General features: G+C 68.9%; 16 protein-coding genes and 2 tRNA genes. 10 read left to right on the plus strand and 8 right to left on the minus strand.

Annotation, left to right across the window (positions count from 1 at the left end):
* Position 1: 1 nt before the first annotated feature.
* The 4 genes from MARPU_RS08530 to uvrC form a co-directional block, all read right to left on the minus strand.
* Positions 2-77 (minus strand) — tRNA-Gly (locus MARPU_RS08530).
* Positions 78-212: 135 nt separating this feature from the next.
* Positions 213-288: transfer RNA gene (locus MARPU_RS08535), tRNA-Gly, on the minus strand.
* 61 nt (positions 289-349) lie between these two features.
* The gene (gene pgsA, locus MARPU_RS08540; protein WP_005224118.1) at positions 350-916 is read right to left on the minus strand and encodes a CDP-diacylglycerol--glycerol-3-phosphate 3-phosphatidyltransferase; all 567 of its coding nucleotides are present in this window, start codon (positions 914-916) and stop codon (positions 350-352) included.
* A 4-nt stretch (positions 917-920) separates the two neighbouring features.
* Positions 921-2768 carry an excinuclease ABC subunit UvrC gene (gene uvrC / locus MARPU_RS08545; protein ID WP_025275219.1) on the minus strand — a complete coding sequence of 616 codons (1848 nt, stop codon included), beginning with the start codon at positions 2766-2768 and terminating at the stop codon, positions 921-923.
* A gap of 170 nt (positions 2769-2938) precedes the next feature.
* Between uvrC and MARPU_RS17895 the strand changes: the two genes are divergently transcribed.
* A complete protein-coding gene (locus tag MARPU_RS17895; protein WP_005224120.1) occupies positions 2939-4303 on the plus strand; it encodes an SPOR domain-containing protein in 1365 nt (454 codons plus the stop codon).
* A gap of 15 nt (positions 4304-4318) precedes the next feature.
* Here MARPU_RS17895 and MARPU_RS08555 read toward each other — a convergent pair whose 3' ends face one another.
* The 3 genes from MARPU_RS08555 to MARPU_RS08565 are packed head-to-tail and all read right to left on the minus strand — an operon-like array spanning position 4319 to position 8718.
* Positions 4319-6670 (minus strand): efflux RND transporter permease subunit, encoded by a 2352-nt coding sequence (locus MARPU_RS08555; protein ID WP_005224121.1) that lies wholly within the window; start codon positions 6668-6670, stop codon positions 4319-4321.
* Between the two features lie 25 nt (positions 6671-6695).
* Positions 6696-7919 (minus strand): DUF1302 family protein, encoded by a 1224-nt coding sequence (locus tag MARPU_RS08560; RefSeq protein WP_005224122.1) that lies wholly within the window; start codon positions 7917-7919, stop codon positions 6696-6698.
* A gap of 13 nt (positions 7920-7932) precedes the next feature.
* Positions 7933-8718: an outer membrane lipoprotein-sorting protein gene (locus tag MARPU_RS08565; protein ID WP_005224123.1), complete on the minus strand. Its 786-nt coding sequence runs from the start codon at positions 8716-8718 to the stop codon at positions 7933-7935.
* A 394-nt stretch (positions 8719-9112) separates the two neighbouring features.
* Between MARPU_RS08565 and MARPU_RS08570 the strand changes: the two genes are divergently transcribed.
* From MARPU_RS08570 to MARPU_RS08580, 3 genes are all read left to right on the plus strand, one after another.
* Entirely contained in the window at positions 9113-10177 is a 1065-nt protein-coding gene (locus tag MARPU_RS08570; RefSeq protein WP_005224124.1) for a saccharopine dehydrogenase NADP-binding domain-containing protein, read from the plus strand.
* Between the two features lie 24 nt (positions 10178-10201).
* Positions 10202-10705 (plus strand): VOC family protein, encoded by a 504-nt coding sequence (locus tag MARPU_RS08575; protein WP_025275222.1) that lies wholly within the window; start codon positions 10202-10204, stop codon positions 10703-10705.
* A 174-nt stretch (positions 10706-10879) separates the two neighbouring features.
* Positions 10880-11767 carry a helix-turn-helix transcriptional regulator gene (locus MARPU_RS08580; RefSeq protein WP_043762563.1) on the plus strand — a complete coding sequence of 296 codons (888 nt, stop codon included), beginning with the start codon at positions 10880-10882 and terminating at the stop codon, positions 11765-11767.
* On the opposite strand, the gene MARPU_RS16655 is transcribed toward MARPU_RS08580, so the two are convergent.
* On the minus strand, positions 11731-12483 hold the full coding sequence (locus MARPU_RS16655; RefSeq protein ID WP_005224127.1) for a 4'-phosphopantetheinyl transferase family protein: 753 nt from the start codon (positions 12481-12483) through the stop codon (positions 11731-11733). The genes MARPU_RS08580 and MARPU_RS16655 overlap by 37 nt on opposite strands.
* Positions 12484-12693: 210 nt before the next feature.
* Between MARPU_RS16655 and MARPU_RS18085 the strand changes: the two genes are divergently transcribed.
* The 6 genes from MARPU_RS18085 to MARPU_RS08615 all read left to right on the plus strand — a co-directional run bounded on the left by MARPU_RS18085 (position 12694) and on the right by MARPU_RS08615 (position 23042).
* Positions 12694-15672 (plus strand): salicylate synthase, encoded by a 2979-nt coding sequence (locus MARPU_RS18085; protein WP_005224128.1) that lies wholly within the window; start codon positions 12694-12696, stop codon positions 15670-15672.
* Positions 15669-18710, plus strand: coding sequence for an AMP-binding protein (locus MARPU_RS08595; RefSeq protein ID WP_005224129.1), 3042 nt, complete (start codon positions 15669-15671; stop codon positions 18708-18710). Before MARPU_RS18085 ends, MARPU_RS08595 begins: the two co-directional genes overlap by 4 nt.
* A gap of 269 nt (positions 18711-18979) precedes the next feature.
* The gene (locus MARPU_RS08600) at positions 18980-19300 is read left to right on the plus strand and encodes a hypothetical protein (RefSeq protein WP_198015463.1); all 321 of its coding nucleotides are present in this window, start codon (positions 18980-18982) and stop codon (positions 19298-19300) included.
* The gene (locus tag MARPU_RS08605; RefSeq protein WP_005224130.1) at positions 19290-20564 is read left to right on the plus strand and encodes an MFS transporter; all 1275 of its coding nucleotides are present in this window, start codon (positions 19290-19292) and stop codon (positions 20562-20564) included. The genes MARPU_RS08600 and MARPU_RS08605 overlap by 11 nt, the downstream gene beginning before the upstream one ends.
* A complete protein-coding gene (locus MARPU_RS08610; protein ID WP_005224131.1) occupies positions 20554-21339 on the plus strand; it encodes a thioesterase II family protein in 786 nt (261 codons plus the stop codon). The genes MARPU_RS08605 and MARPU_RS08610 overlap by 11 nt, the downstream gene beginning before the upstream one ends.
* A 587-nt stretch (positions 21340-21926) precedes the next feature.
* Positions 21927-23042: a Gfo/Idh/MocA family oxidoreductase gene (locus MARPU_RS08615; protein WP_043763390.1), complete on the plus strand. Its 1116-nt coding sequence runs from the start codon at positions 21927-21929 to the stop codon at positions 23040-23042.
* Positions 23043-23098 lie beyond the last annotated feature (56 nt).

A 23098-nucleotide genomic window follows, 5' to 3' on the forward strand; every position in this document is an offset into this window, starting at 1 on the left:
TTGGAGCGGGAAACGAGACTCGAACTCGCGACCCCAACCTTGGCAAGGTTGTGCTCTACCAACTGAGCTATTCCCGCTTTATTTTTTGAATTTTAACGTCTTTCGTGACGATGTTCAAGTGCCTTCTTGAACAGGTCGGTGGCGCCGATGCAGCCTGCCGACCAAAAAGCCCGATCGCCTCAAACCCGCGAAGCGGTCGTTCTTTCGGAATTTGGAGCGGGAAACGAGACTCGAACTCGCGACCCCAACCTTGGCAAGGTTGTGCTCTACCAACTGAGCTATTCCCGCCGAAAGAGATGCCCATTATAGACGACATCTCCGGGGCGTCAACCCCTATCGTAAAATTTTCTCACTCGCCCTGCTTGGCGCCACTCAGGCTCGGCCAGGCCGCGCGCAGATAGAGCACCATCGACCACAGGGTCAGGATGGCGGCGACATAGAGCAACACCACGCCGAGACCGTAGAGCCAGGGGCCGAAGATCGACTCGCGCAGGATGAGGATGGCGATCGAGATCATCTGCACCGTGGTCTTGACCTTGCCGAGCTTGGAGACGGCCACCGCCGCTCGATCGCCGATCTCGGCCATCCACTCGCGCACCGCGGAGACGGCGATCTCGCGCCCGATGATCACCATCACCGGTAGCGCCATCAGCACCCGCGGGTCGGCCTGCACGGCGACCACCAGAGCCACGGCCACCATCAGCTTGTCGGCCACCGGGTCGAGGAAGGCGCCGAGCGGCGAGGTCTGACTCCAGCGACGCGCCAGATAACCATCGAGCCAGTCGGTCAGCGCCGCGGCACCGAACACGGCGGCGGCGGCATAGGCGGCCCAGGGGGCATCGACATAGAAGACGGCGACGAACACCGGGATCAGCAGGATCCGCAGCAACGTCAACAGATTGGGGAGGTTCCACATAAGGTCAGGGTCCAGCGGCCTCGCGATGGAGGGCATCGTAGATCTGTTGGGCCAGGTGCCGGCTGATCCCCTCGACCCCGGCAATGTCTTCGACCCCGGCCCGGATCAGGCCGCGCATGCCGCCGAATTGCTTGAGGAGTCGCTGTCGGCGCTTGGGGCCGATTCCGTCGATGCCTTCCAGCACCGAAGTGGTGCGGGCCTTGGCTCGCCGCTGGCGGTGGGCCGTGATCGCAAAACGATGGGCTTCGTCACGGATCTGCTCGATGAGATGCATGGCCGGCGAATCGCTCGGCAGTATAACGGGCGCCTCCCGCCCCAACAACCAGAGCTGCTCGGTGCCGGGGCGCCGGTCCGGCCCCTTGGAGACGCCGACCAGACAGTCGAGCCGCATCCCCAGCTCGGCCAGCGCGGCCGCTGCCGCGTTGAGCTGGCCGCGTCCGCCGTCGATGAAGAGCACGTCGGGCTCGGGTGTCTCGCCGCGCCGCACCCGGGTGTAGCGACGGGTCATCGCCTGGGCCATGGCGGCATAGTCGTCACCCGGGGTGATGCCCTCGATGTTGAAGCGGCGATAGTCCGACTTGCGCGCGCCCTCGCCGTCGAACACCACGCAGGAGGCCACTGTGCGTTCGCCCTGGGTGTGGCTGATGTCGAAGCACTCCATGCGCCGCGGCGCGGCGTCGAGCGCCAGCGCCTCGCGCAACGACTCCAGCCTGAGCCCGTAGCCGGCGCGACTGCCGAGCCGCGCGCGCAACGCCACCTCGGCGTTGGCGCGCACCATCTCCAGCCAGCGCGCGCGTTCGGCGCGCACCCGCGACTTGATCCGCACCCGGTGACCGGCGTGCTCGCCGAGCGCCTGCTCGAGCAGCCCCTGCTCCTCGACCGGCTCACCGACGACCAGCTCGGCGGGGATCTCGCCACCGGCGTAGAACTGCGCGAGGAAAGCCGCGAGGACCCCACCCGTCTCGACCGCCTCGGGCACGCGCGGAAAGAACGCGCGGGTGCCGAGACTGCGCCCGCCGCGCACGAACATCACCGCCACGCAACTCTGCCCCCCGTCCTGCACGCAGGCGAGCAGATCGAGATCGCCGCCCTCGCCACTGACGTACTGGCGTTGCAGCACCTGACGCAGCTGCTCGATGCGGTCGCGCAGCTCGGCGGCGCGCTCGAACTCCAGCGCCGCGGCGGCGGCCTCCATCTCGGCGACCAGCTCGTCGATCAGCTCGGTCGCCCGCCCCTCCAGGAACTTGACGGTACGCGCCACGTCGGCGCCATAGCGCGTCTCATCGACCAGCCCCACGCACGGTCCACTGCAGCGCTTGATCTGATACTGCAGACAGGGGCGCGAGCGGTTGCGGAAGACGGCCTCCTCGCACTGGCGCAAGGGGAAGACCTTCTGCAGCAGCTGCAGCGTCTCGCGCACCGCCCAGGCGTTCGGATAGGGACCGAACAGCCGTCCGGTGCGCGGTCGCGCGCCACGGTGGAAGGTCAGCCGGGGAAAGCGGTCCTCGGTGGTGAGGAGGATGTGCGGATAGCCCTTGTCGTCGCGCAACAGCACGTTGAAGCGCGGGCGCAGCGACTTGATGAGATTGCTCTCGAGCAGCAGCGCCTCGCCCTCGGTGCGGGTGACGGTGATGGCGATATCGGCGATCAGGCTCACCATCAACTGGATACGACGGTTGAGCTGACGGCTGCGACTGAAGTAGCTTGCCACCCGGCGTCGAAGATTCTTCGCCTTGCCGACGTAGAGCACCGTACCCTCGGCGTCGAGCATGCGATAGACCCCGGGTGACAGGGGGATACCCTGGAGCAGGCTCCGGGGATCGGATCGATTGGCGTCTGCTGCGACACTCATGCAAGGATTCGTCTCGTCGGCCCCGCCGAACGGGGCGGCATCGATTGATTGTGCGCGTCCTTGTCCCTGGGCCACGCTCGACTCCAACATGGGGGCGATCCGGGCGATTGCGCACCAGCGCGCGCGCCACCGCGCCCCCGGCCCTGGACTCACTGCGCGAGGAGCGTTGGATGACAGAAGAGAACTCCACACCGCGCACCGCCGAGGCGGGCGCGAAGCACGATCGGGACGCCGCCCTGATCGCTACCATCAGCCATCGTCTCGCCCGGGTCGCCGAACAGGACCCGGACGGCACCGAGACCCTGGTCGGCAGTCTGGGGCGGGCGCTCGCCCAACTCGACCAGGGACAGATCGGGATGCGCGAGCGCATCTATCTCGCCGAGATCCTCCAGGCCTTCGAGGATCTGGAGACCGATCCGCGCCAGCTGCGCACCCTCGAACGGCTCGCCGAGGACATGATCGCCCCGATGCCGGAATCCGACGCCCAGGACAACACCCTGGAGTCACTGTTCGAGAACCCGCTGCCGGGGCGCGTCCATCAGGCCCAGGAGATCGCCCCCGAGCCTGAACCCGAACCCGAGCCCGAGCCCGAGCCGCCACCGAGACCACGCCCGGCAGCGCCGCCCGAACCCACGCCGCCACCCAGGCCGGAGCCAGAGCCGGAGCCGGAACCCCTGCCCGCCGTCCACGAACTCGACGACGACCTGTGGGAGCGTACGCCCGCGCCGACGTCACCACCACCGCGCACCGAGCGGCGAACACCGCCACCGCCCGCACCCGAGCCCGAGCCCGTGGCTCGCGCCAGCCGAGCACGTCCGCGGCCCGACGCCGACGGCCGCGCCTCTGGCGCGGCCAGTGCGACGACACAGCGGCTCGATCCTCGCGACCGTAAATGGTGGGAGAGACAGCTCGAGCGCGTCAAGCTACAGGGCGCGGCGGGACTCGGCGCACTCGGCGGGGTGTTGGTGCTGGTGATCGCGCTCGCCTGGTGGCACCTGGAGGGCACCGTCGCCGGACTCGACGCCGGGCTCGGCGATGAGCCGCTGCGCGCCATCCAGGGACTCGAGACCCAGGTCTCCGGGCTCCAGGCCGAGGTCCGGGCGCTCACCGACGCGCTCGAGACCACCCGCGCCGAGCTGGCCGAGACCCGCCGCGACGCGCCCGTCGACGACAGCGACGCCGACTTCCCCGACGCCTCCCTCGCAGCAACCCCGGCACCGACCACCCCGGCACCGACGGCCGCGCCCGGACGGCGGGTCGAACTCAAGGAGGTCCGCTACACCCTGCAGCTCGGCGCCTTCCTCAGCAAGGACCGCGCCGGGCGCTTCCAGCGCCAGCTCGCCGCCCAGGGGATCGACACCTGGCGCATCGACAGTGGCCCGGGCAGCGGCTGGATCGCCATCACCGAGGGCATCTACCCCGGCTGGACGCCCGCGGCCACCGCCCTGGCCAAGCTGCCGCGACCACTGCGCGACGCCGGGGCCTGGGTGCGCGAGCTGCCGCCCGGCACCGAACTCTACACCGGGGGCCGCTGAGGCCCCCGCACGCCCTCATCCCCGACGCGGTCGGGGATCGAAGGGGCGCAGCCGTTCGAGCAACACCGGAGTGACGAAGAAGTCGGTGAGCAGGGCCGCACCGATCCCCAACGCCACCAGCGCGCCCATGTGGATGAACATGTTCACCGTCGAGGCGAGATAGACGGAGAAGTTCAGCACCAGCACCACCGAGGTCAGCACCAGAGCGACGCCGACGCTGGTGAAGGTACGCCGGATCGACTCGGCGTAATCGCCACCGGTACGCCGGTGCTCCAGTCGGGCATGGGCGATGAAGTGGATACTGTCGTCCACCGCCAGTCCCAGCAGCATCGGCATGATGGTCACCGTCATGATGTCCATCGGAATCCCGCTCCAGCCCATGGCACCACCGACGGCAAGCGCCGGGGCGACGTTCGGGATCATCGCGATCAGGCCGATACGCACCCCGCCGAACACCACCATCATCAGCACCCCGATGATCAGCAGCGCCACCATGAAGGAGCCGAGCTGACCCCAGGTGACCTGGTGCATCATGTAGGTGTACTGAGCGACCGAACCGATCAGATAGACCTCGGCATCCGGGAACAGCTCGGCGGCGCGGGCACGGATGCGTTCGAGTTCACGCTCGGCCTCTTCCGAGTCGTAGTCGTCGATCTCGATCATCATCCGCAACCGCTGGTAGTCGTAATCGACCCAGCGCGAGGCCTCGGTGCCGCCGGCATTCTCGTAGAGCAGCAACAGCTGGGCGAGCAGCGGCCGATCCTCCGGCAGGCGGTAATCGGCGACATCGCCGCCGAGCACCGCCTGGTGCAGATCCTTCACCACCTGGTTGACCGTGGTGACCTGCTTGGTCAGCGGGAAGTCGAGGATCTCCTCGCGCAGCTGGTCGAGCTTGGCGAGGTTGGCCGGTTCGCGCGCCTTGTCCGGGGCATCGAAGGCGATCGCCATGTCATAGGAATAGAGCGAGCCGACCTGACTGTTGGCCACATGGTTCAGGCGCTCGATATAGGGCACCTGCAGCCCCATGGTCACGCGATAGTCGAACGAGACCCGGAACTGGCTGAGCCCGGCCACGCAGACCAGGGTGAGCAACACGAAGAGCGCCAGCACCGTGCGCGGACGACGCAGCACCCAGGTCCCGAAGGCCCCGAGCAGCCGCTCCAGCGGACGACCATTGGAGCGGCCACCCGGTCCCGCATCCGGCTGCGGCGTCCGGTCACGGCCGAAACTCAGCAGCACCGGCAGCACCAATACCACCAACGCCCAGGTCACCAGCACCAGACTGGCCGCGGTATAGCCGATCCAGTGGATCGGCTGGAGCGGGATCAGCAGAAACGAGAGCATCGCCGCGGCCGTGGTCAGCGCGGTGAACAGCAACGGCCAGCCGGTTTCTTCCAGCGCGTGGAGAATCGCCGCGTGCCGCCCGCCGTTGACGAGGAAGTGACGGCGGAAGTGGTTGATGACGTGGATCGAGTAACCGATCGACACCGCCATACCGAGAAACAGCGGCAAGAAGATCAGCGCGGGATCGATCCCGGTCTGCAGGTGTCCCTGCACCCCCAGCACCATCGCCATCGCCGTCGCCGCGGTGAGCAGCGGGAAGACCACGCCCCACACCGAGCGCAGCGCCACCGCCAGGATCAGCGCGCTGACCAGCAGCGAGATCCCCAGCAGCCGTGGCGCCTCGCTGTTGAAGAAACGCTTCTTCTCGAAGTTGACCACCGGCATCCCGGAGACGCGCGGGTGCATGAAGGCGTACTGCGGCTGGGCGGCGATCTCGGTGCAGCTGCGCCCGACCTGGAGGTCCGGCCCCTCGCTGCGCGCCTTGTCGCCATAGCCGTGGAGGCGCAGCATGACCCAGGTCTGGGTGCCGTCGGCGGACACCAGACGGTCGCGAATCGACGGGCGCGACATCGCCAGCGCGCGTATCCCGGCCAGCGTTTCGGCCGACTCGGGTACCGGGTCGGGGACCAGCTCGGTGATCTCCAACCCCTCGTCGCGCCCGAGCATGAACTCCAGGTCGGTCAGCGACATCACGTCGTCGGCATGGGGCACGCCGCGCTCCAGCTCGTGACCGAGCGTGCGGATGCCGCGCAACACCTCGGGGCTGAACACGTTCTCGTGCTCGATCAGCACCGCACAGTAGTCGCTGTTGCCGAAGATGTGCTCGAAATAGTCGAGGTCCTGACGCATGGCGTCGTCCTCGAGCAACCAGTTGTCCGGATCGACATCGGTGTGCAGGCCGCCCATCCCGGACACCGTCGCGCCGAGACAGAGCCCGACGCCGAGCAGCACCCACAGCCGTCGGCGCAGCAGCGTCTCGGTGAGCCGGCGGAAGCCGAGATTGATGCGTTCGATCCTCAGCATGACGCGCTCCCCATGGGGGCACGGGTCAGAAGCTGTACCTGAGCTTGAGCCATAATTGATCGTTCTCCTTGTAGAAGGCGAAGACGCCCTCCTCGCCACCGAACAGGTCGAGCCCGAGACCGGCGTGGAAGCGGTCGGTGACCGCGTAATCGAGGCTGAGGCGGTTGTAGTAGCCCTGCTCGTTGGGACGGACGTAGAGCAGGTTGCTGAATTCGAGGGTCTCGCGCAGCAGATCGGCGGTCAGCCCCAGGGTGAGCACCGGAGTGTGGGCCTCGCTGGCCAAGCCCGGGGCATAGGCCGGGATCCAGGCGTCCGAGACCTGGGCGATCAGCGTCCAGTTGTTGCCCGGCGTCCAGTCCAGCCCGAGCATCCAGTGCAGCAGATCCTCGCGACGCAGCGGATCGTGCCAGTCGGCGGGCTCGAAGCGCTGCCCCTGGATGTAGACCGCCTCGCCACGGAACACGAAGCTCTGCCACGGACGGGCGAACTCCAGCCCCCAGAGGGTCAGGCGGTGATGGCGCGGCACCAGGGTGATGGCGCCGTCGGCACCATACTCGCGATCGAGGCTCGGCAGGTCCTCCCAGGTGTGGAGGACGGAGACGGCGAGATCGAGACCCGCGCCGTAGTAGGACCAGCGCGCGGCGAACACCCCCTCGTCGAGCGCGCTGCCGGGGCGCTCGACGGCCCTCCGCGCCACCCCCTCGGGGACCGGGTCGGGCAGTGCCCAGACCTCGCTCGGCGCACGTCCGGGACGAAAGCGCGGCGACCAGATCAGCTCGATCTGGCTGGAGTCGTCGAGCCGGCGCAGCCGCACCGCATCGACCCCGAGGCGCACCTCGTCGAGTTCGCGGGTGAGCGACTCGGAGCTGTCCAGGGTCGAGACCCGGTCGACGATACGCAGCCCGTCGGCACGCCCCCAGATCACCACCTGACGCCCGAGCCGCGCGTCCCAGCCGCGCCCCACCAGGTCGAGATAGCCCTCGTCGAGTTCGATGCGATTGCCCTCGAAGGCAAGATCGCGCTCGGCGGTGACGCGCGCGAACAGCTGGCGATCGCCCTCGCCGGCATAGAGCCGCAGCCGTGCCCGGGCACGCGAGCCCTGGGTGTCCTGGGGGGCGGCGAGCTGCATCGCCTGGTAGGTCTCGACAAAGCCGTCCCAGCTCAGGCTGTCGAGCAACTCGCCCGAGGCCGCCGGCGACAGGCAGCAGCAGGACAGGAGGACGGCGAGACGGCGGGAGATCGACGGCAACGACACGACGGGGTCAGCGCAGATGGCCGCGCTGGATCGCCGAGACCTCGAAGCGCGCGTCGCGCAGCCCGGTGTCGTGGGCGATCTCCTCGATGGTCATCAGCGTGCGGTGGTCCTGCTGGACGTTGTGCATCTCGACACGGAACTGCACCCAGAAGCCGTCCTGCTGACGGGCCTCGAGCACTCGCAACACCTTGAGCAGACCACGATGGTCATAGAACTCGACCTTGATCGGCAGGTCGGCGTCCTGGCGCACCCACACCTTCTTGCGGACGTAGAGTTCGTCGTCGCCCCTGGGGACCGACTCCACCACCCAGCAATCGTGACCGTCGAGGCGTTCCTCGCCGATCAGCGTGTGGGTGTCTTCCTCGACGCTGCGATCCCCCAGGTCGTCATAGGTGAAGTCCGACCCCATGAAGGCATCGTTGCGCGACTCGCCCATGATGCGCCGCACCCGCTTGAGCGCGGGCAGATAGAGCCAGCGGTCGTCGTCACGCGCGACATCGTCGTACTCCCAGGTGAGAAAGGCGGTGCCCTTGACGTCCGGCGGCGACTGCAACGCCATCACCTTGCGAGTGTCCGGTCCGTCGTCCTTGGACAGCACCAGCATGCGTCGCACCCGCTTGCTGCCGTTGCTGTTGATCAGCTCCATCACCATGGTCGAGCGACGATCGTCGCCGTCTGGACGCTGGTCGACTTGGATCATGATCTCCTCACCGGTGGGGGCGGCGAGGACCGTCGTGGCGGTAAGCGCGAGCGCGCCGGCGAGCAGGCTCGGTAACAGTTGGACTCGGGACATCACAGGGGACCTCGGGATCGATTTCGGAGAGACCCGACAGCCTATGACGCACCGCCCGCCCGGCGCTCCCCGCATAGGGTCGCGGGCTGACCCGATCTGAAGTTTTCCACGCCCGACAGAGAGTCCCGATTCGGGCAGCCCCCACCCCGTTGCGGTGAGCGCCGTGGAACCGAGGAGGACTACCATTTGTAAATAATAATGATTCTCGAAAGCGTCATTTCTCAGCTCTCGACGCACGCCCCGAGGCGCCCGGGCACAGGAGCGAACCAACGACCATGCAGGCCACCGAGTTGCTGATCGCCGTGGCGTCCCTTCGAGTCGGACCGCGGGCCGCGGACGCCGGACTGCGCCGCCGCGCGCGCTGCGCGAGCCATCTCGTGCGTGGTGGCAGACGATGAGAATCGGCCTGCTCGGGGCCTGCAGCGAGCGCGGCGGCGTCGCCGCACGCGTCCTGCTCGACGCCGGGGTCGATACCCTCTGTCTCGGCGCGCGCGACCCACGCCACGCTGCGGCGCTGGCCGCCGAACTCGGCACGCGCGCACCCGGCGCGCGCATCGAGACGGTCGCGGTCGATCCCGCAGACGCCGCCTCCCTGCTGACCTTCGCCGCCGCCTGCGGGGTGCTGGTCAACTGCGCCGGACCGGCCCATTCAGCCAGCCGTCAGATCGCTCTGGCGGCCGTCGCCGCCGGGGTCGATCTGATCGATACCCATGCCGCGCCAGAGAGCGCCCCGCTGTTCGAGCAGGCCCCAGCGCGTACCGCCTTGTTCGGCACCGGCATGCAACCGGGGCTGACGGCCTTGCTGCCACGCTGGCTGGCCGAGCGGGAGTTTGCGCGCGTCACCCGACTGCGCAGCTATCTGCGGGTGTTCGATCGCCTCAGCATCCCTGCCGCGCGCGACCTCGGGTATCTCGCCGACACTGCCACCTGCACGCCGCTGGCGGTCTGGCGCTCGGGACCAAGACGCGGCGCGCTGGCACGGCGCAGCGCGGTGGAGTTGTCCGGCGTCGAGGCGCCGAGCACATTACTGCCCTATCTCGACCCGGAGGCAACGGCGCTCGCCGCCTGGATCGGCCTGGAGCATGGCGACTGGTTCAGCATGGCGACCGGCCCCCAACTGCTCGACACCCTCGACCCCGCTGCCACGGGGTCGATCGAACACCACCCCCGCAGTCAACTACTGGTGGAGCTTGTCGGGCTCGATTCGGGCGGTCGCGCGCGCACCCGGTGCGCCCTGCTCGACGGGGGCGACAGCACCGTCATCGGCGCCACCCTGATCGCCCTCGCGACCCTGGCGGTGGTTGCCGGAGCAGTACGCTCGGGCGCGGGCTTCGCCGCGCTCGCGCTCGACCCCGAGCGCACCCTGGCAGACCTGAGCGCGCGCGGCGTGATCGAGCCGCCACAACAATTCGACGGCGGTATCGAGGACTGCGCTCAGACCGAGCGCGTGACGTCGTGAGCACGGGTCGCATACCCGCGCTGGTTGCACTGGCCGCTCGACCGGCTCGCCGGGCGCGGCGCGGGACGACGGATGATCGGCTGGCGCGCCAGCGGCGAAGGCTTTTGCGACCTCGCAATGGTCAGCGGGTCACTGGCCGCTACGCGCGAGGCGCTGTGCGCCGCGGACGTCCCGATCGCGCGCGTGGTGCGCTGGCAGTGGCGACGCGCCGACGGCGAGAAGGTTCGCTTCAGCTTCGCCTGTCCGCACGACCCCGCCCTGCCCTTCCTGGTCAGCCCCTTCGAGCCGTGCCAGCGGCACCCAACGGTGGTCGAGCACGCCAATGGCGCCCGCAGTCTGAGCCGGATCTGGCTGGAGGCGCCCGCCGCGCGCCACGCCGAACTCCGACGCCTCATCGGCGACGACCCGACCATCGTGCTGGGCGCGGCACCAGACCATGGCGTCAGGGCCATCGCACTCGTGGGGCTCGGCGCGCCGCTCGACCCCGGCCTGTTGCACGGCGCGGAGATCCGCATGGCGCCGCGATGAGTCGATATTGAAAATAAGAGTAATTCTTGTTTAGATGTTCTACCCGTCGACAGGAACCTGGGTGCACTGCCCATCATCTCGAACAGACCCATCAAAACCGACGTCGGCGGCCACTGCATTCAGGAGGGAGGAATGTCTTGTCCACAGGAAACGTCACCCGTTGCCGAGCAACAGGTGACGCGAACGCGGTCGGAGGTCAGCGAGACCCTGCCCGGCGTGCAGGTCTGTTCGATCGAGATCTGCCCGGGAATGACCGCCGCGCTCTACAACGGTGACGGCGTGCGCGAGACCCAGGCAGTGCTGGTCAACAGCAGTCGCGCCGTACACTGCACCTGTCTGCTGCGCGAGGCCTCGCAGGCACGGGTACGCGACCGGCTGTTCTGCCCTCGGGTCGGCGAAGGCTGTATCAGCTTCGCCCCTGGCGAACGCTTCGCGGTGCGCTACGGCGCCCACTACCAACAGGTGGGTCTGGCGCTCGCGCCGGCCTTGTTCAGCGAACTTGTCGACGACGACTACCAACAAGTCATCGAGGCGGTCGAACAGGGCTTCCTGATGCGTGCCAGCCGCCCCGGTGATCGCACCATTGCCGCCGCCACGCGTCTCGCCCAGCGCATCCAGCAACCCGACTCCCTGCTATTGCATGCCGCCGCGCTCGAATACCTCGGTTGGTTGCTGCACGGTCTCACCCCCGACGAACGCAATCCACGCACGCCGCTGCGCGAGCGCCGCTGCCTGCTCGCCGCACGCGATCGCCTGTTGAGCAACCTCAGCGAACCACCGACCATCGCCGAGCTGGCGCAGGACACCGGGCTCAACCAACTCAAGCTCAAACAGGGCTTCAAGGCACTGTTCGGCACCAGCATCTATGCGCTCTTCCAACAACACCGCATGGATCGAGCGCGCCAACTGCTGCGTCAACACAGCGTCACCGAGACCGCACTGATGCTCGGCTACAGCAACATCAGCCACTTCAGCGCCGCTTTCCGCAAGCAGTTCGGGGTGCTGCCGAGCGAGACACGTCGCCACTATCTCGGCAGCGCCACGGCCAACGCCCCGGTCTGAGCCAGACTGCACTCGAGCTGCAACCAGCGTGCCCGTGGCCAAGGTCGCGGGCACGCCAAAGCAAGGTGTACGCCACCCTCGACATCATGGTGACGGGCAGACCAGCAACGCCCCTGATGATGGCACTGATAACGGTTGTCGCCACAGGCCTGCAACGCCAGCGTCTCGAACCCGACGCCCAGCCCCACCCCGATCCCCTTGGCGATCGCCTCCTTCAGCGTCCACGCGGTATAGAACGCCTGCTCCCCGGACACCGCCGGAAGCAGACGGTCTTCTGGATGCCACACCCCGATCTCCACAGGATCGGCAATGCGCGCGCTCGGCTGCTCCAGGTCGACTCCGATCGGCCCCATCCCCTGCGGGGCGCAGGCGAGCGCCACCCAATCACCGGCATGCGACAGATTGAAGGCAAGCTCATTGGCGACCAGACGCGGTTTGCCGTAGGCGTCGCAGACGAAGCGCAAGGCGTGAGGCGCGCACCCCAGCAAGGCGCTCAACACGCGCCGCTTGAGCGCGTGCGCGCTGACACAGCGTCGCCGATCGGCGGCCTGACGATAGCGCGCGCAACGCACCCACTCCGCCGCCGTCAACCAGGGCGAGAGCACCGTCTCGTCCGGTGCGATCGGGGCCAGCACCACCAAGGGCTGATCCAGTCCCGCGGCCATCTCCGAGGCCAACTCGACCCAAGCGCTGCGCCGCCAGTCACCGTTCAACATCCATTCGTCCTCCATCCATAACAGGGTGCGATCCGTGCGTTCGGCCCGCCCAGAAGAATCCCGATCGGGGCGCGTGGCTGCCGATCCGGGGAGTCGGCCGACAATATAGCGAATGATAATTGATATCAAATAAGCGTTCGGCCACCCGTGCCCCGTGAAACCGAGTGGCCTGTCGTTCTGTTCTCGCCTGATACAACCCCGGAGACCTTCATGGACCACACCCTCGCGTTCTGGCCGCCCGCAGTGGCGCAAACCTATCGGGACAAGGGTTACTGGGAACCGCTGACCCTGGGCGAGCAGCTGCGCCGCTGGGCCGAGACCCATGGCTCGCGCACCGCGCTGGTGGCAGGTGATCAGCGACTGAGCTATGCCGAACTCGACGCCCGTGTCGACCGCCTCGCCGCCGCCCTGCACGGGCGCGGCATCGGCCTCGGCGATCGTGTGCTGGTCCAGCTCCCCAACGATCTGCCCCTGGTGCTCACCACCCTGGCGCTGTGCCGTCTCGGCGCGGCACCGATCATGGTGATGACCGCGCTGCGCGAGCGTGAGCTGGCCGCGCTCGGCGCGCTGGCCGAGCCGGTCGCCTGTGTGGTCCAGGACCGCTTCCTCGGCTTCGACCACCGCGCCCTGGCCGAACGCATCCAGGCCGGGCTGCCAAGCCTGCGCGAGATCGTCGTGGTCGGTGAGGCCGGACCCCACACCGCCTTCGCCGCGCTCGATGCCGAGCCTGTCGCACTGCCCCGCCCCGACCCCGAGTCGATCGCGCTGCTGCTGCTCTCCGGCGGCACCACCGACGTGCCCAAGCTGATCCCGCGCACCCATGTCGACTACGCCTACAACGCCCGGCGCGCCGCCGAGATCAGCGGTCTCGACGCCGACAGCGTCTATCTCGCCGCGCTGCCGGTGGCGCACAACTTCCCGCTTGCCAGCCCCGGCATCCTCGGCACCTTCTTCGCCGGCGGCCAGGTGGTGCTCGCCCGCACCCCCGGCTTCGACGAGACCTTCCCGCTGATCGCCGCCGAGCGCGTCACCCACACCGCGCTGGTACCGGCGCTGGTGCCGCTGTGGTTGCAGGCACGTGAGTGGGACGACACCGATCTGTCGAGCCTCCAGGTGCTCCAGGTCGGTGGCGCCCGACTCGATGCCGAGACCGCCGCACGCATCCGCCCCGAACTCGGCTGCGCGGTACAACAGGTCTTCGGCATGGCCGAGGGGCTGCTCTGCTTCACCCATCTCGACGATCCCGACAGCGTCGTGCTGCACACCCAGGGCCGTCCGATGTGTGCCGACGACGATGTCCGCATCGTCGACGCGAATGGTCACGATGTCGCCCCCGGCGAGGCCGGCGAGCTGCTGGTGCGCGGCCCCTACACCATTCGCGGCTACTACCGCGCCGAGACCTATAACCGCACCGCCTTCACCAGCGATGGCTACTACCGCTCCGGGGACAAGGTGCGACGCACCGCCGAGGGCGCGCTGGTCGTCGAGGGACGGATCAAGGACCAGATCAACCGCGCCGGGGAGAAGATCGCCGCCGCCGAGATCGAGACCCTGCTCGTCGAGCACCCGGCGATCCGCGAGGCGGCGCTGGTGGCGCTGCCCGATACGCGACTCGGCGAGAGTGCCTGCGCCTGCGTGCTCGGCGACGACCCGGCGCTCGACCTCGCCGAGATCCATCGTTTCCTCGCCGCGCGCGAGATGCCTCGCCACAAGTGGCCGGATCGACTCGAGCTGGTCGATGGCTGGCCGCTGACCGCGATCGGCAAGATCGACAAACAGGCCCTGCGCGCGCGTCTGCAACCGCCGCTCACCCGCCCCACCCCGCGCGACTACATCGAGCATCGCCTGCGGATCATCGCCGATCCGCTGCAACTGGCGACTCGCCTGGCCCAGGCCGGACTCGATGACACCCTCACGCTCTACGAGCGCGACGGCGAGTGGTCACTGGGAATCGGGGTCGCGGCACGCCTCGATCTCAATCTCGAGCGGGTGCGTATCCGCTACGGCGAGCAAGAACAGAGCTGGGCGCTCGAAGACTTCCCCAGCGCGGTCGACAACGCGCTCGCGGCGCTGCCGATCAACAACTGGCGCGCCTACGGCATGGCCCGTTTCGAGCTGGCGCGCCGCTTCCACGGCCTGCCCGACGCGGACACCCGCACCGAGCTGCTGCAACTGGTGGTACCCGAGCGCGAGATCCGACTGCGTCAGGGCGAGGCGTTGCTGCGCGGCTTCTCGCAGCAAGCCGTCGACCACTTGGCCGAGACCCTCGGCCGTCTCGACAGCAACCACCCCGAGACGATCGAGCTGCCGCTGCGTGCGGTCCAGGCACCGGTCGCCCACGAAAACAGCGAGGAGTACCAGCGGATGGTCGCCGCTGCGGTGGCCGAGATCCAGGCCGGTCAATACCAGAAGGTGATCCTGTCGCGCCGGGTTGCCATCCCCGAACGCATCGATCCGGTGACCAGCTACTTCGCGGGACGCTGCAACAACACCCCGGCGCGATCGTTCCTGGTGCTGTGGCCGGGTTTCAGTGCCGCCGGCTTCAGTCCCGAGACCGTGCTCGAGGTCTCTGCCGAGGGTTGGGTGAGCACCCAGCCGCTGGCCGGTACCCGCGCCCTCGGCGAGACCCCGGAGGAGGAGTCGGCGCTGCGTGCTGAGCTGCTCACCGACCTCAAGGAAGTCGCCGAGCACGCCATCTCGGTCAAGCTCTCGTTCGAGGAGCTGGAGGCGGTCTGCGACCGACCGAGCATCCAGGTCTCGGAGCTGATGTCGATCGCCCGGCGCGGCTCGGTGCAGCACCTCGGCTCGCGTGCCGGCGGCCAGCTCGCCCCCGGCGCCAACCCCTGGCACGCCTTCCAGTCGCTGTTCCCGGCGGTCACCGCCTCGGGCATTCCCAAGCGCGAGTCGATCGATGCCATCGGTCGCCACGAGCGCCAGCCGCGCGGGCTCTACAGCGGCTCGGTGCTCACCGTCGACAGCGACGGCACCCTCGACGCGGCGCTGGTGCTGCGCGCCTTCTACGAGCAGGACGGCAAACAGTGGTTGCAGGCCGGTGCCGGGCTGATCGCCCTCTCCACCCCGCAGCGCGAACTGCAGGAGACCCGCGAGAAGCTCGCCGGGGTCTGCGCCAACCTGTTCGCCCCGGCGGTGGCAGCCAACGACCACCCCGAGGAGGCCTGCGCGTCATGAGCGGCGCTGCCGCCATCGATCCCGAGACGGTCCGCGACCAGATTCGCGCCTTGCTACCCCCGGGCGACACCGAGATCGACGCCGAGGAGAACCTGATCGCGCTCGGTCTCGACTCGCTCCAGGTGATGCAACTGATCAACCAGTGGCGATGCGCCGGTGCCGAGGTCGGCTTCTCCGAGCTGATCGAGCGCCCGACGCTCACCGCCTGGCAGCAGTTGCTCGACGCGGCCCCGGCACCGATCCTGGTGCCGGAGCGGCAACCGACCCAGAGTCCCGCGACGCCATTCGACCTGACCGACGTCCAGCATGCCAACTGGAGCGCTCGTCAGGACGGCCGGCCACTCGGCGGGAGCGCGGATCATCTCTATCTCGAACTCGATGGCGGCACGCTCGACCCGGCGCGACTCGAACGCGCCTGGCGTGCCTTGCTCGGACATCATCCGATGCTGCGCGCGCACTTCGATCAACAGGGCCGCCAGCGGATCGCCGCCGCGAGCGGCTGTGCCCCGCTGGCGCTCTACGACCTGCGCGCGCTCCCTCCCCGCGACTGCGAGCGCCGCCTGGGGGTGATCCGCGAGGCGCGCTCGCAACGGCGGCTCGCGGTCGAGCGCGGCGAGGTCGCCGGACTCGCGCTGAGTCTGCTGCCGGACGGCAGCAGCCGGGTCCATGTCGATCTCGACCGACTGGTCGCGGACATCGAGAGCCTGCGCATCCTGCTGCGCGATCTCGCCACCTTCTATACCGGCCAGGGCGCGCCGCCCTCTTCTTCCGCGCAGTGGCACTTCGCCAGCTACCTGAAGACGCTTGAGGCACGTCTGGCACCACGCCATGCCGTCGATCGCGACTACTGGATGACGCGCGCCCGAAGCCTTCCCGACGGCCCGCGGCTCCCGCTGCGCCAGCCCCCTGAGACCCTTGAACGCCCCCATTTCCGGCGTCGCCACCATCGGCTCGACGCCGCCGCCTGGCAACGGCTCGGCGAACGCGCCCAGGCCCGTGGCCTGACCCCGGCGCTGGTGCTCGCCACCGCCTACGCCGAAGTGCTCGCGTGCTGGAGCGCCACGCCCGGATTCACGCTCAACCTGCCGCTGCTCGAGCGGCACGACGACCTGCCCGGTACCGCCGAGGCGGTGGCCGACTTCACCCGCCTGCTGCTGCTCGAGGTCGATTGCAGCACTCCGGTCGACTTCGCCAGCCGCGCCGCACGGCTGCAACGCCGGTTCCACGCCGACATGGCACACGCCAGCTACTGCGGCGCGCGGGTGCTGCGCGAACGCACCCCGCCGCGTGACGACGGCGGCCGTGCCGTCCCGGTGGTCTTCGCCTGCCACCTCGGCGCGCCGCTGCTCGACGACGACACCCGCGCGATCCTCGGCGGGCTCGGCCAGCTGCGCCTGCAGACAGCACGAGCATGGCTCAACCATCAGGTCCACGAGCAGGACGATGCCCTGCTGCTGGCCTGGGAGGCGCTCGAGGCACTGTTCCCGGATGGCGTGATCGAGGCGATGTTCAACGCCTATGTCGATCTGATCGAGCGCCTGGCTCACAGCGAGACGGCCTGGACGGAGCCGTTCACGCCGCAGCTGCCCGAAGCGCAGCGGCGCACGCGCGCCGAGGTCAATGCCACCGCCCTGGCACTCCGCCCCCGACTCCTGCACGGCGGACTCTTCGCCACCGCGCGCCGCCGCCCCGAGCGCCCGGCGCTGATCGACGGCGAGCAGGTGATCGGCTACGGCGAACTCGCCACCGAGGCACTGTGCATCGCCGCCTGGCTGCGTGCCGAGGGACTCGCGCCGGGGGACGCGGTGGCGATATCGCTGCCGCGCGGCAGGGCTCAGATCGCGGCGGTGTTCGGCGTGCTTGCCGCCGGGGGCTGCTATGTCCCGATCGACATCGCGCGGCCGACAACCTGGCGCACGCGCGTCATCGAGCGCGCCGGGGCCGGACTGGTGCTGGATCCGGCAACGATCGATCGCGCCCGCGCCCATCCACCACTGCCCGCGCCGCTGCCGCGGGCACCGAGCAGTGTCGCCTATGTGCTGTTCGACCCCACGGCACCCGACCAGCCGGTCGGGGTGGAGGTCTCCCACCTGGCTGCGGCCAACACCCTCGATGCGATCAACCTGCGTTACGGCGTCGGCGCCGGAGATCGGGCGCTGGCAGTCTCGGCGCTCGATCTCGATCTCTCGGTCTACGACCTCTTCGGTCCCTCGCAGGTCGGCGCCGCGCTGGTCTGCGTGCCCGAGACGGCCGCACACGACGTCGCCGTCTGGCAGGCGCTGATCGCGCGGCATCGGGTGACGTTGTGGAACTCGCTGCCGGAGCAGCTGGACAGACTGCTGGAACGGGTCGAGCACGCCGCCACGCCGCTCGGGTTGCGCCTGGCGCTGGTCTCGCGCGGTCGGATCGCCCGCGACCTGGCGACCCGGATCGCGACCGCCTCCGCCGGTGGCTGCCGGATGGTGGCGCTGCAGGGCATGTGCGCGACGGCGATCTGGTCGAGCCTCTTCGAGCCGACGCCCGAGCCGCTCGCCGACCGGGACTCGATCCCCTATGGTCGACCACTGCCCAATCAGTGCTATCGGGTGGTCGACGCGCAGGGACGCGACTGCCCCGACTGGGTGCCGGGCGAGCTGTGGATCGGCGGCGCCGGGCTGGCCAACGGCTATCGCGGTGCTGCCGAACACGCCGTCGGGCGTTTCGTCACCGCCGCCGGAGCGCGCTGGTATCGCACCGGCGACAGGGGCCGCTACCGCCCCGACGGTCTGCTGGAGCGACTCGGACACGCCGAGCAGCTCGCCGCACCCGACACGATCGGGTCCGCGCTCGGCGCCAGCCGCGCCACCAGCGAGAGCGACACGCACCAGGCCGCGCCTCCCCCCGGGAGCGCAGACCAGACGGACGCGCCTCGCGCGCGAGGTCACGGCCCGTCGCCCATGCAACGCCATCCCGGGCACGAAGCACCAGGAGGAGGCGCGATGAGGCGTAAACGGCGGGCAGTGCCCGCCCGGAGCAAGGAGTCGCGGCAACACCCCTGACACCTCGGAACACACAGCCAGCTCGTGTCGGCCACCACCCGCTGACCGACCAGCCAGCACCCACGCGACACGCCCCTCTCGCAGGGGGAGCGTGCGTTTTCGGTTGCTCGTCACCGACGAGGCGAACCGTGCAGGGCGAGACACGGGCTTCATCGACAGTCGCGCCACCGACACCAGGAGGTGAGCGACACCAGGGGCCGCCGACCGTGGCGGTCCAGTTCACGCAACGCCTCCCGAGGCATGTGCAGCGCAAACGAACGAGTATGCAGATGAAGAAGAGCGCGCGGTTCCCGCCGCCCCCGCAACGGACGCAATCGCCGCCGACCCTGGTGGTCGGCACGACCGGGATGACCACACCCCCGCTGGCCACGTCCGCTGCGACAGCGGTGTCATTGTCGACCATCACAGTCACCGCCCGACGCAGCGAGACACGGGCCAGGAGGCCCTCCTTCGATCTCGAGGCGATCGATGCCGATACAATCATCGGGACACGCCGCCGCGACATCCTCCTCTCACCGCCAGCCAGCCGCCGCCCCCTGGGCGAGGGCTCCAGCAACCACTGCCGAGACCTGATCCGCAATGAACGATAGAACCAGGACCCCGAGGTCCACCTGGTGGCTGCTCACCAGTCTCTACACCACCCAGTACCTCGGGCTGGGCTTTTTCGTGGTCGCACTGGCGGCCCTGTTGCGCGAACAGGGCGCGCCGCTCGACCAGATCAGCCTGGTCTACATGCTCGGCCTGGTCTGGGCGCTCAAGTTCCTCTGGGCGCCACTGGTCGACCGGCTCGGCGTACGCCGCTGGGGTCACTACCGCAGTTGGCTGCTGGTGGCGCAGACGGGGCTGGTGAGCAGCTTCCTGCTGATCGGGCTGTTCGACCTGGAGCATGACTTCTCCACCATCTACCTGCTCTGTCTGGTGGTCACGCTGTTTTCGGCGACCCAGGACATCGCCGTCGACGGCCTCGCCTGCCGCCTGATCCCGGTCGAGGAGCGCGGCACCAGCAACGGCCTCCAGGTCGCCGGCGGTCTGCTCGGCAACATGATCGGCGGCGGCGTGGTGTTGATGGCCTACCCCTATCTGGGCTGGACCGGCAGCATGGTGGCGTTGTCGCTCGGCACCGCGGCATCGCTGGCACAGCTGCTCGTCTTCCGCGAACCGCAATGGGCGCTGACCGCGACCAACCGACCACGGCTGCTGCCGCGCCTCGGTGCACTGCTGCGCCGACGCGCCGGTCTCTACTGGCTGGCGATGCTGCTGCTCTATCCGCTCGGCTACAACCTGATGTTCATCCCGCTGACCCCGATCCTGGTCGATCTCGGCTGGTCGATCGAGCGCATCGGCTTCACCGTCAACGTGTTCGGCTCGGTGCTGGGGATCGTCGGTGCGCTGACCACCGGCTGGGTGTTCAACCGCGTGGCGCGGCGCAGCGCCCTGACCGGCGCGGCACTGCTGCAGATCGTCGGGGTCGGCGCAGTGGCGCTGCCGTTGCTGGGCATGACCGACACGCTCACGGTGATGATCGCCATCGGTGCCTTCTTCCTGCTCTGCAATCCGGCGACCACGGTGCTGGCGGCGGTGATGATGGATCACGCCTCGCACGACGCGCCGGCCACCGACTACAGCCTGCAATTCAGCATGAGCATGGGGTTTGCGATGGTCGCGGCGACGGTGAGCACCTCGCTGGCCGAGCAGCTCGGTTACCTCTCGGTGATCTGGACCGCGCTGACGGTCTCCGGCATCGCGCTGTTGTTGGCGCTGCCCTATCGCTTCCAGCGCGTGTTCCCCGAGGGCGATCCACAGCCCGAGACCGCCGACCTGACAACCGTGATGGTGACCGGCGATGCACGCTGACCCGTCGCGCCGCGCAACCCCCGCGACCAGCGTGCCGACGGCGACGCGCTGGATCCGCCGCCCGCAGCCACGCCCGGCGGCACGACTGCGGCTGTTCTGCCTGCCGCACGCCGGCGGCACCCCGGCACTGTTCAAGCACTGGCCGCCGCTGTTGCCGGAGTGGATCGAGCCGCTGATGGTCTGCCTGCCCGGACGCGAGAACCGGTTCGACGAGCCGCTGCCCGAGGATATCCCCGCACTGGTGGCGCAGCTCGCCGGGGCGGTACGTCCCTGGCTCGATCGCCCCTGGGCGCTGTTCGGCCACAGCATGGGCGCCACGCTCGCCTACGAGCTGACCCAGACGCTCGTCGCGCAAGGGGGACCGATGCCCGAGCATCTGGTGGTCTCGGCACGCATACCGCCGCAGCGTCATCGCGGCGGTGATCTCCACCGCCGCGACGACGACGCCCTGTGCGCGCGGCTCATCGCACTCGGCGGCACCCCGCCGGAGCTGCTCTCGCGACCCGAGTTCCGCGCCGTCGTGCTGCCGGCGATCCGCGAAGACTACCGCCTGATCGAGACTTATCGTCCCGATCTGGAGCGCGCCCCGCTGCCCTGCCCGCTCACCGTCTTTCGTGGACGCGACGACGCCGATCTCGACGCCGAGGCGGCCGGCGCCTGGTCGTGCTGCACCAGCGCCGACTTCCGTATCGAGTCCTTCCCCGGCGGACACTTCTACCTCAGCGACAAACCGGGCGTGGTGGTTGCCCGGCTCGGTGCGTTGCTCGCGTCATAGCCTGAGTGATTCGCCCCCGGCGCCGAGTCGGCAAGGCTCGGCGCCCGAGAGCGACGAGCGGCCTCTCGTGGTCTTGGCCAGGTGCAAACCCTTCCCGCAGATGTCGGGTTGCCGTCTGCGGCAACCCGAGCGGCCACTCCCCATCGAGGCGTCGAGCGGATGCAAACGTCATGTCGACAGGGTTGATCTCGCCCGGAAGGGACCATCGCGCACCGGACCGGCCGACGGCGCCAACTTGACATCACCCACTCGACGAACCATTAACTCATGTCACCGAGCGTACACAACGCGTCGGTCGAGGCGGATCGGAATCGATGGCAGCACAACGTCCGCGAATGAAGGGATTCACCATGAACGACGACTTCCGCACTCTGCACCGCGTGCGCGCGACACCACCGCCCCGGGGACCGGACCCACGACAGCGGGCGCGACGCGCCCACGATACGACGCCCGCCTCGACATCGATCGACAACCTCGCCCACCTTGCCCATCCCCCTCGCTCGACCAGTCGTTCCGGTCCACCGCCCGCAGCGCACCACCACCGCCTCCTATCGCCACACCGACACCGCTGAGGTTGCGCCATGCGGATGATGCGCCCTCCTCCGAGCAAGATCGTGGTGGCCGGTACCGGATTCGGCCGTTTCTACCTCGACGCCATCGACGCGGTACCGCAACGCTACACCCTGACGGGCATCCTGGCGCGGGGCAGCAGTCAGTCGCAGCGCTGTGCCCGCGAGCACGGGGTAGCGCTCTACACCGACGCCCGCGAGATCCCCGAAGACGTCGACATCGTCTGTGTGGTGCTGCGCTCCGGGGGCATCGGCAGCCCCGGCTCGGAGCTGGCCAAACAGATGCTCGCGCGGGGCATCCACGTGCTCCAAGAGCACCCGGTCCACGCCTCCGAGATCACCGAGTGCCTGCGCCTGGCTCGCGCCAACGCTGCGGCCTACGCGGTCAACACCCTCTACCCCAACCTCGACCCGGTGCGCCAATTCCTCATCGCCGCAGAGCAACTCCGGCGACGCCAGCGCATCCTCTGCGTCGACGCCGCCTGCAACAGCCAGATCAGCTATCCGCTGCTCGACCTGATCGGCCAGGCCCTCGGCGGCCTGCGCCCGTGGTCGTTCAACGACTGTCCACCGCCGCAGGGACAGCCGTTTCGCAACCTCTATGCCATCATCGCCGGGATCCCGACGACACTGCACATCCACAACCAGGTACACCCCGAGGACCCGGACAACCACGGCCTGTTGATGCACCGTGTCTCGTTGTTCTGTGAGGGCGGAGTACTCACCCTCACCGACACCCACGGCCCGGTGCTGTGGAACGCCCGCATGCACTCGCCACGCGATGTCAGCGGCAGACTACAGCTCTCCGGGCCGGGCACGGAGCGGCTCGCCTGTCCCAGCACCAGCCTGCTCGACACCCTACCGACCCCGAGTTTTCACGAGATCTTCGCCCACATCTGGCCGACGGCGATGGTGCGGGCACTCGACGGGCTGCGCGCCGACATCGCCGATCCGCAGCGTCGTGTCCACACCGGACACTGGGCGCTGGACGTCGCGCTCGCCTGGCACGAGCTGAACGGTCAGCTCGGCACCCCCGAGCTGATCCGCCCGGCATCACCGGAACCATTACCGCTGGAGAAGCTGATCCGCGCCCGATCACGCAAGAAGCACTCGGGGCGTCACCACCGCAAATAGACCGGACCGGTGTCGACACGGGTCGCCCGCGGCGGGACAGGTACCGGCCAGCCGAG

Origin of the sequence: Marichromatium purpuratum 984, assembly GCF_000224005.2 — a bacterium.
GTDB lineage: Bacteria > Pseudomonadota > Gammaproteobacteria > Chromatiales > Chromatiaceae > Marichromatium > Marichromatium purpuratum.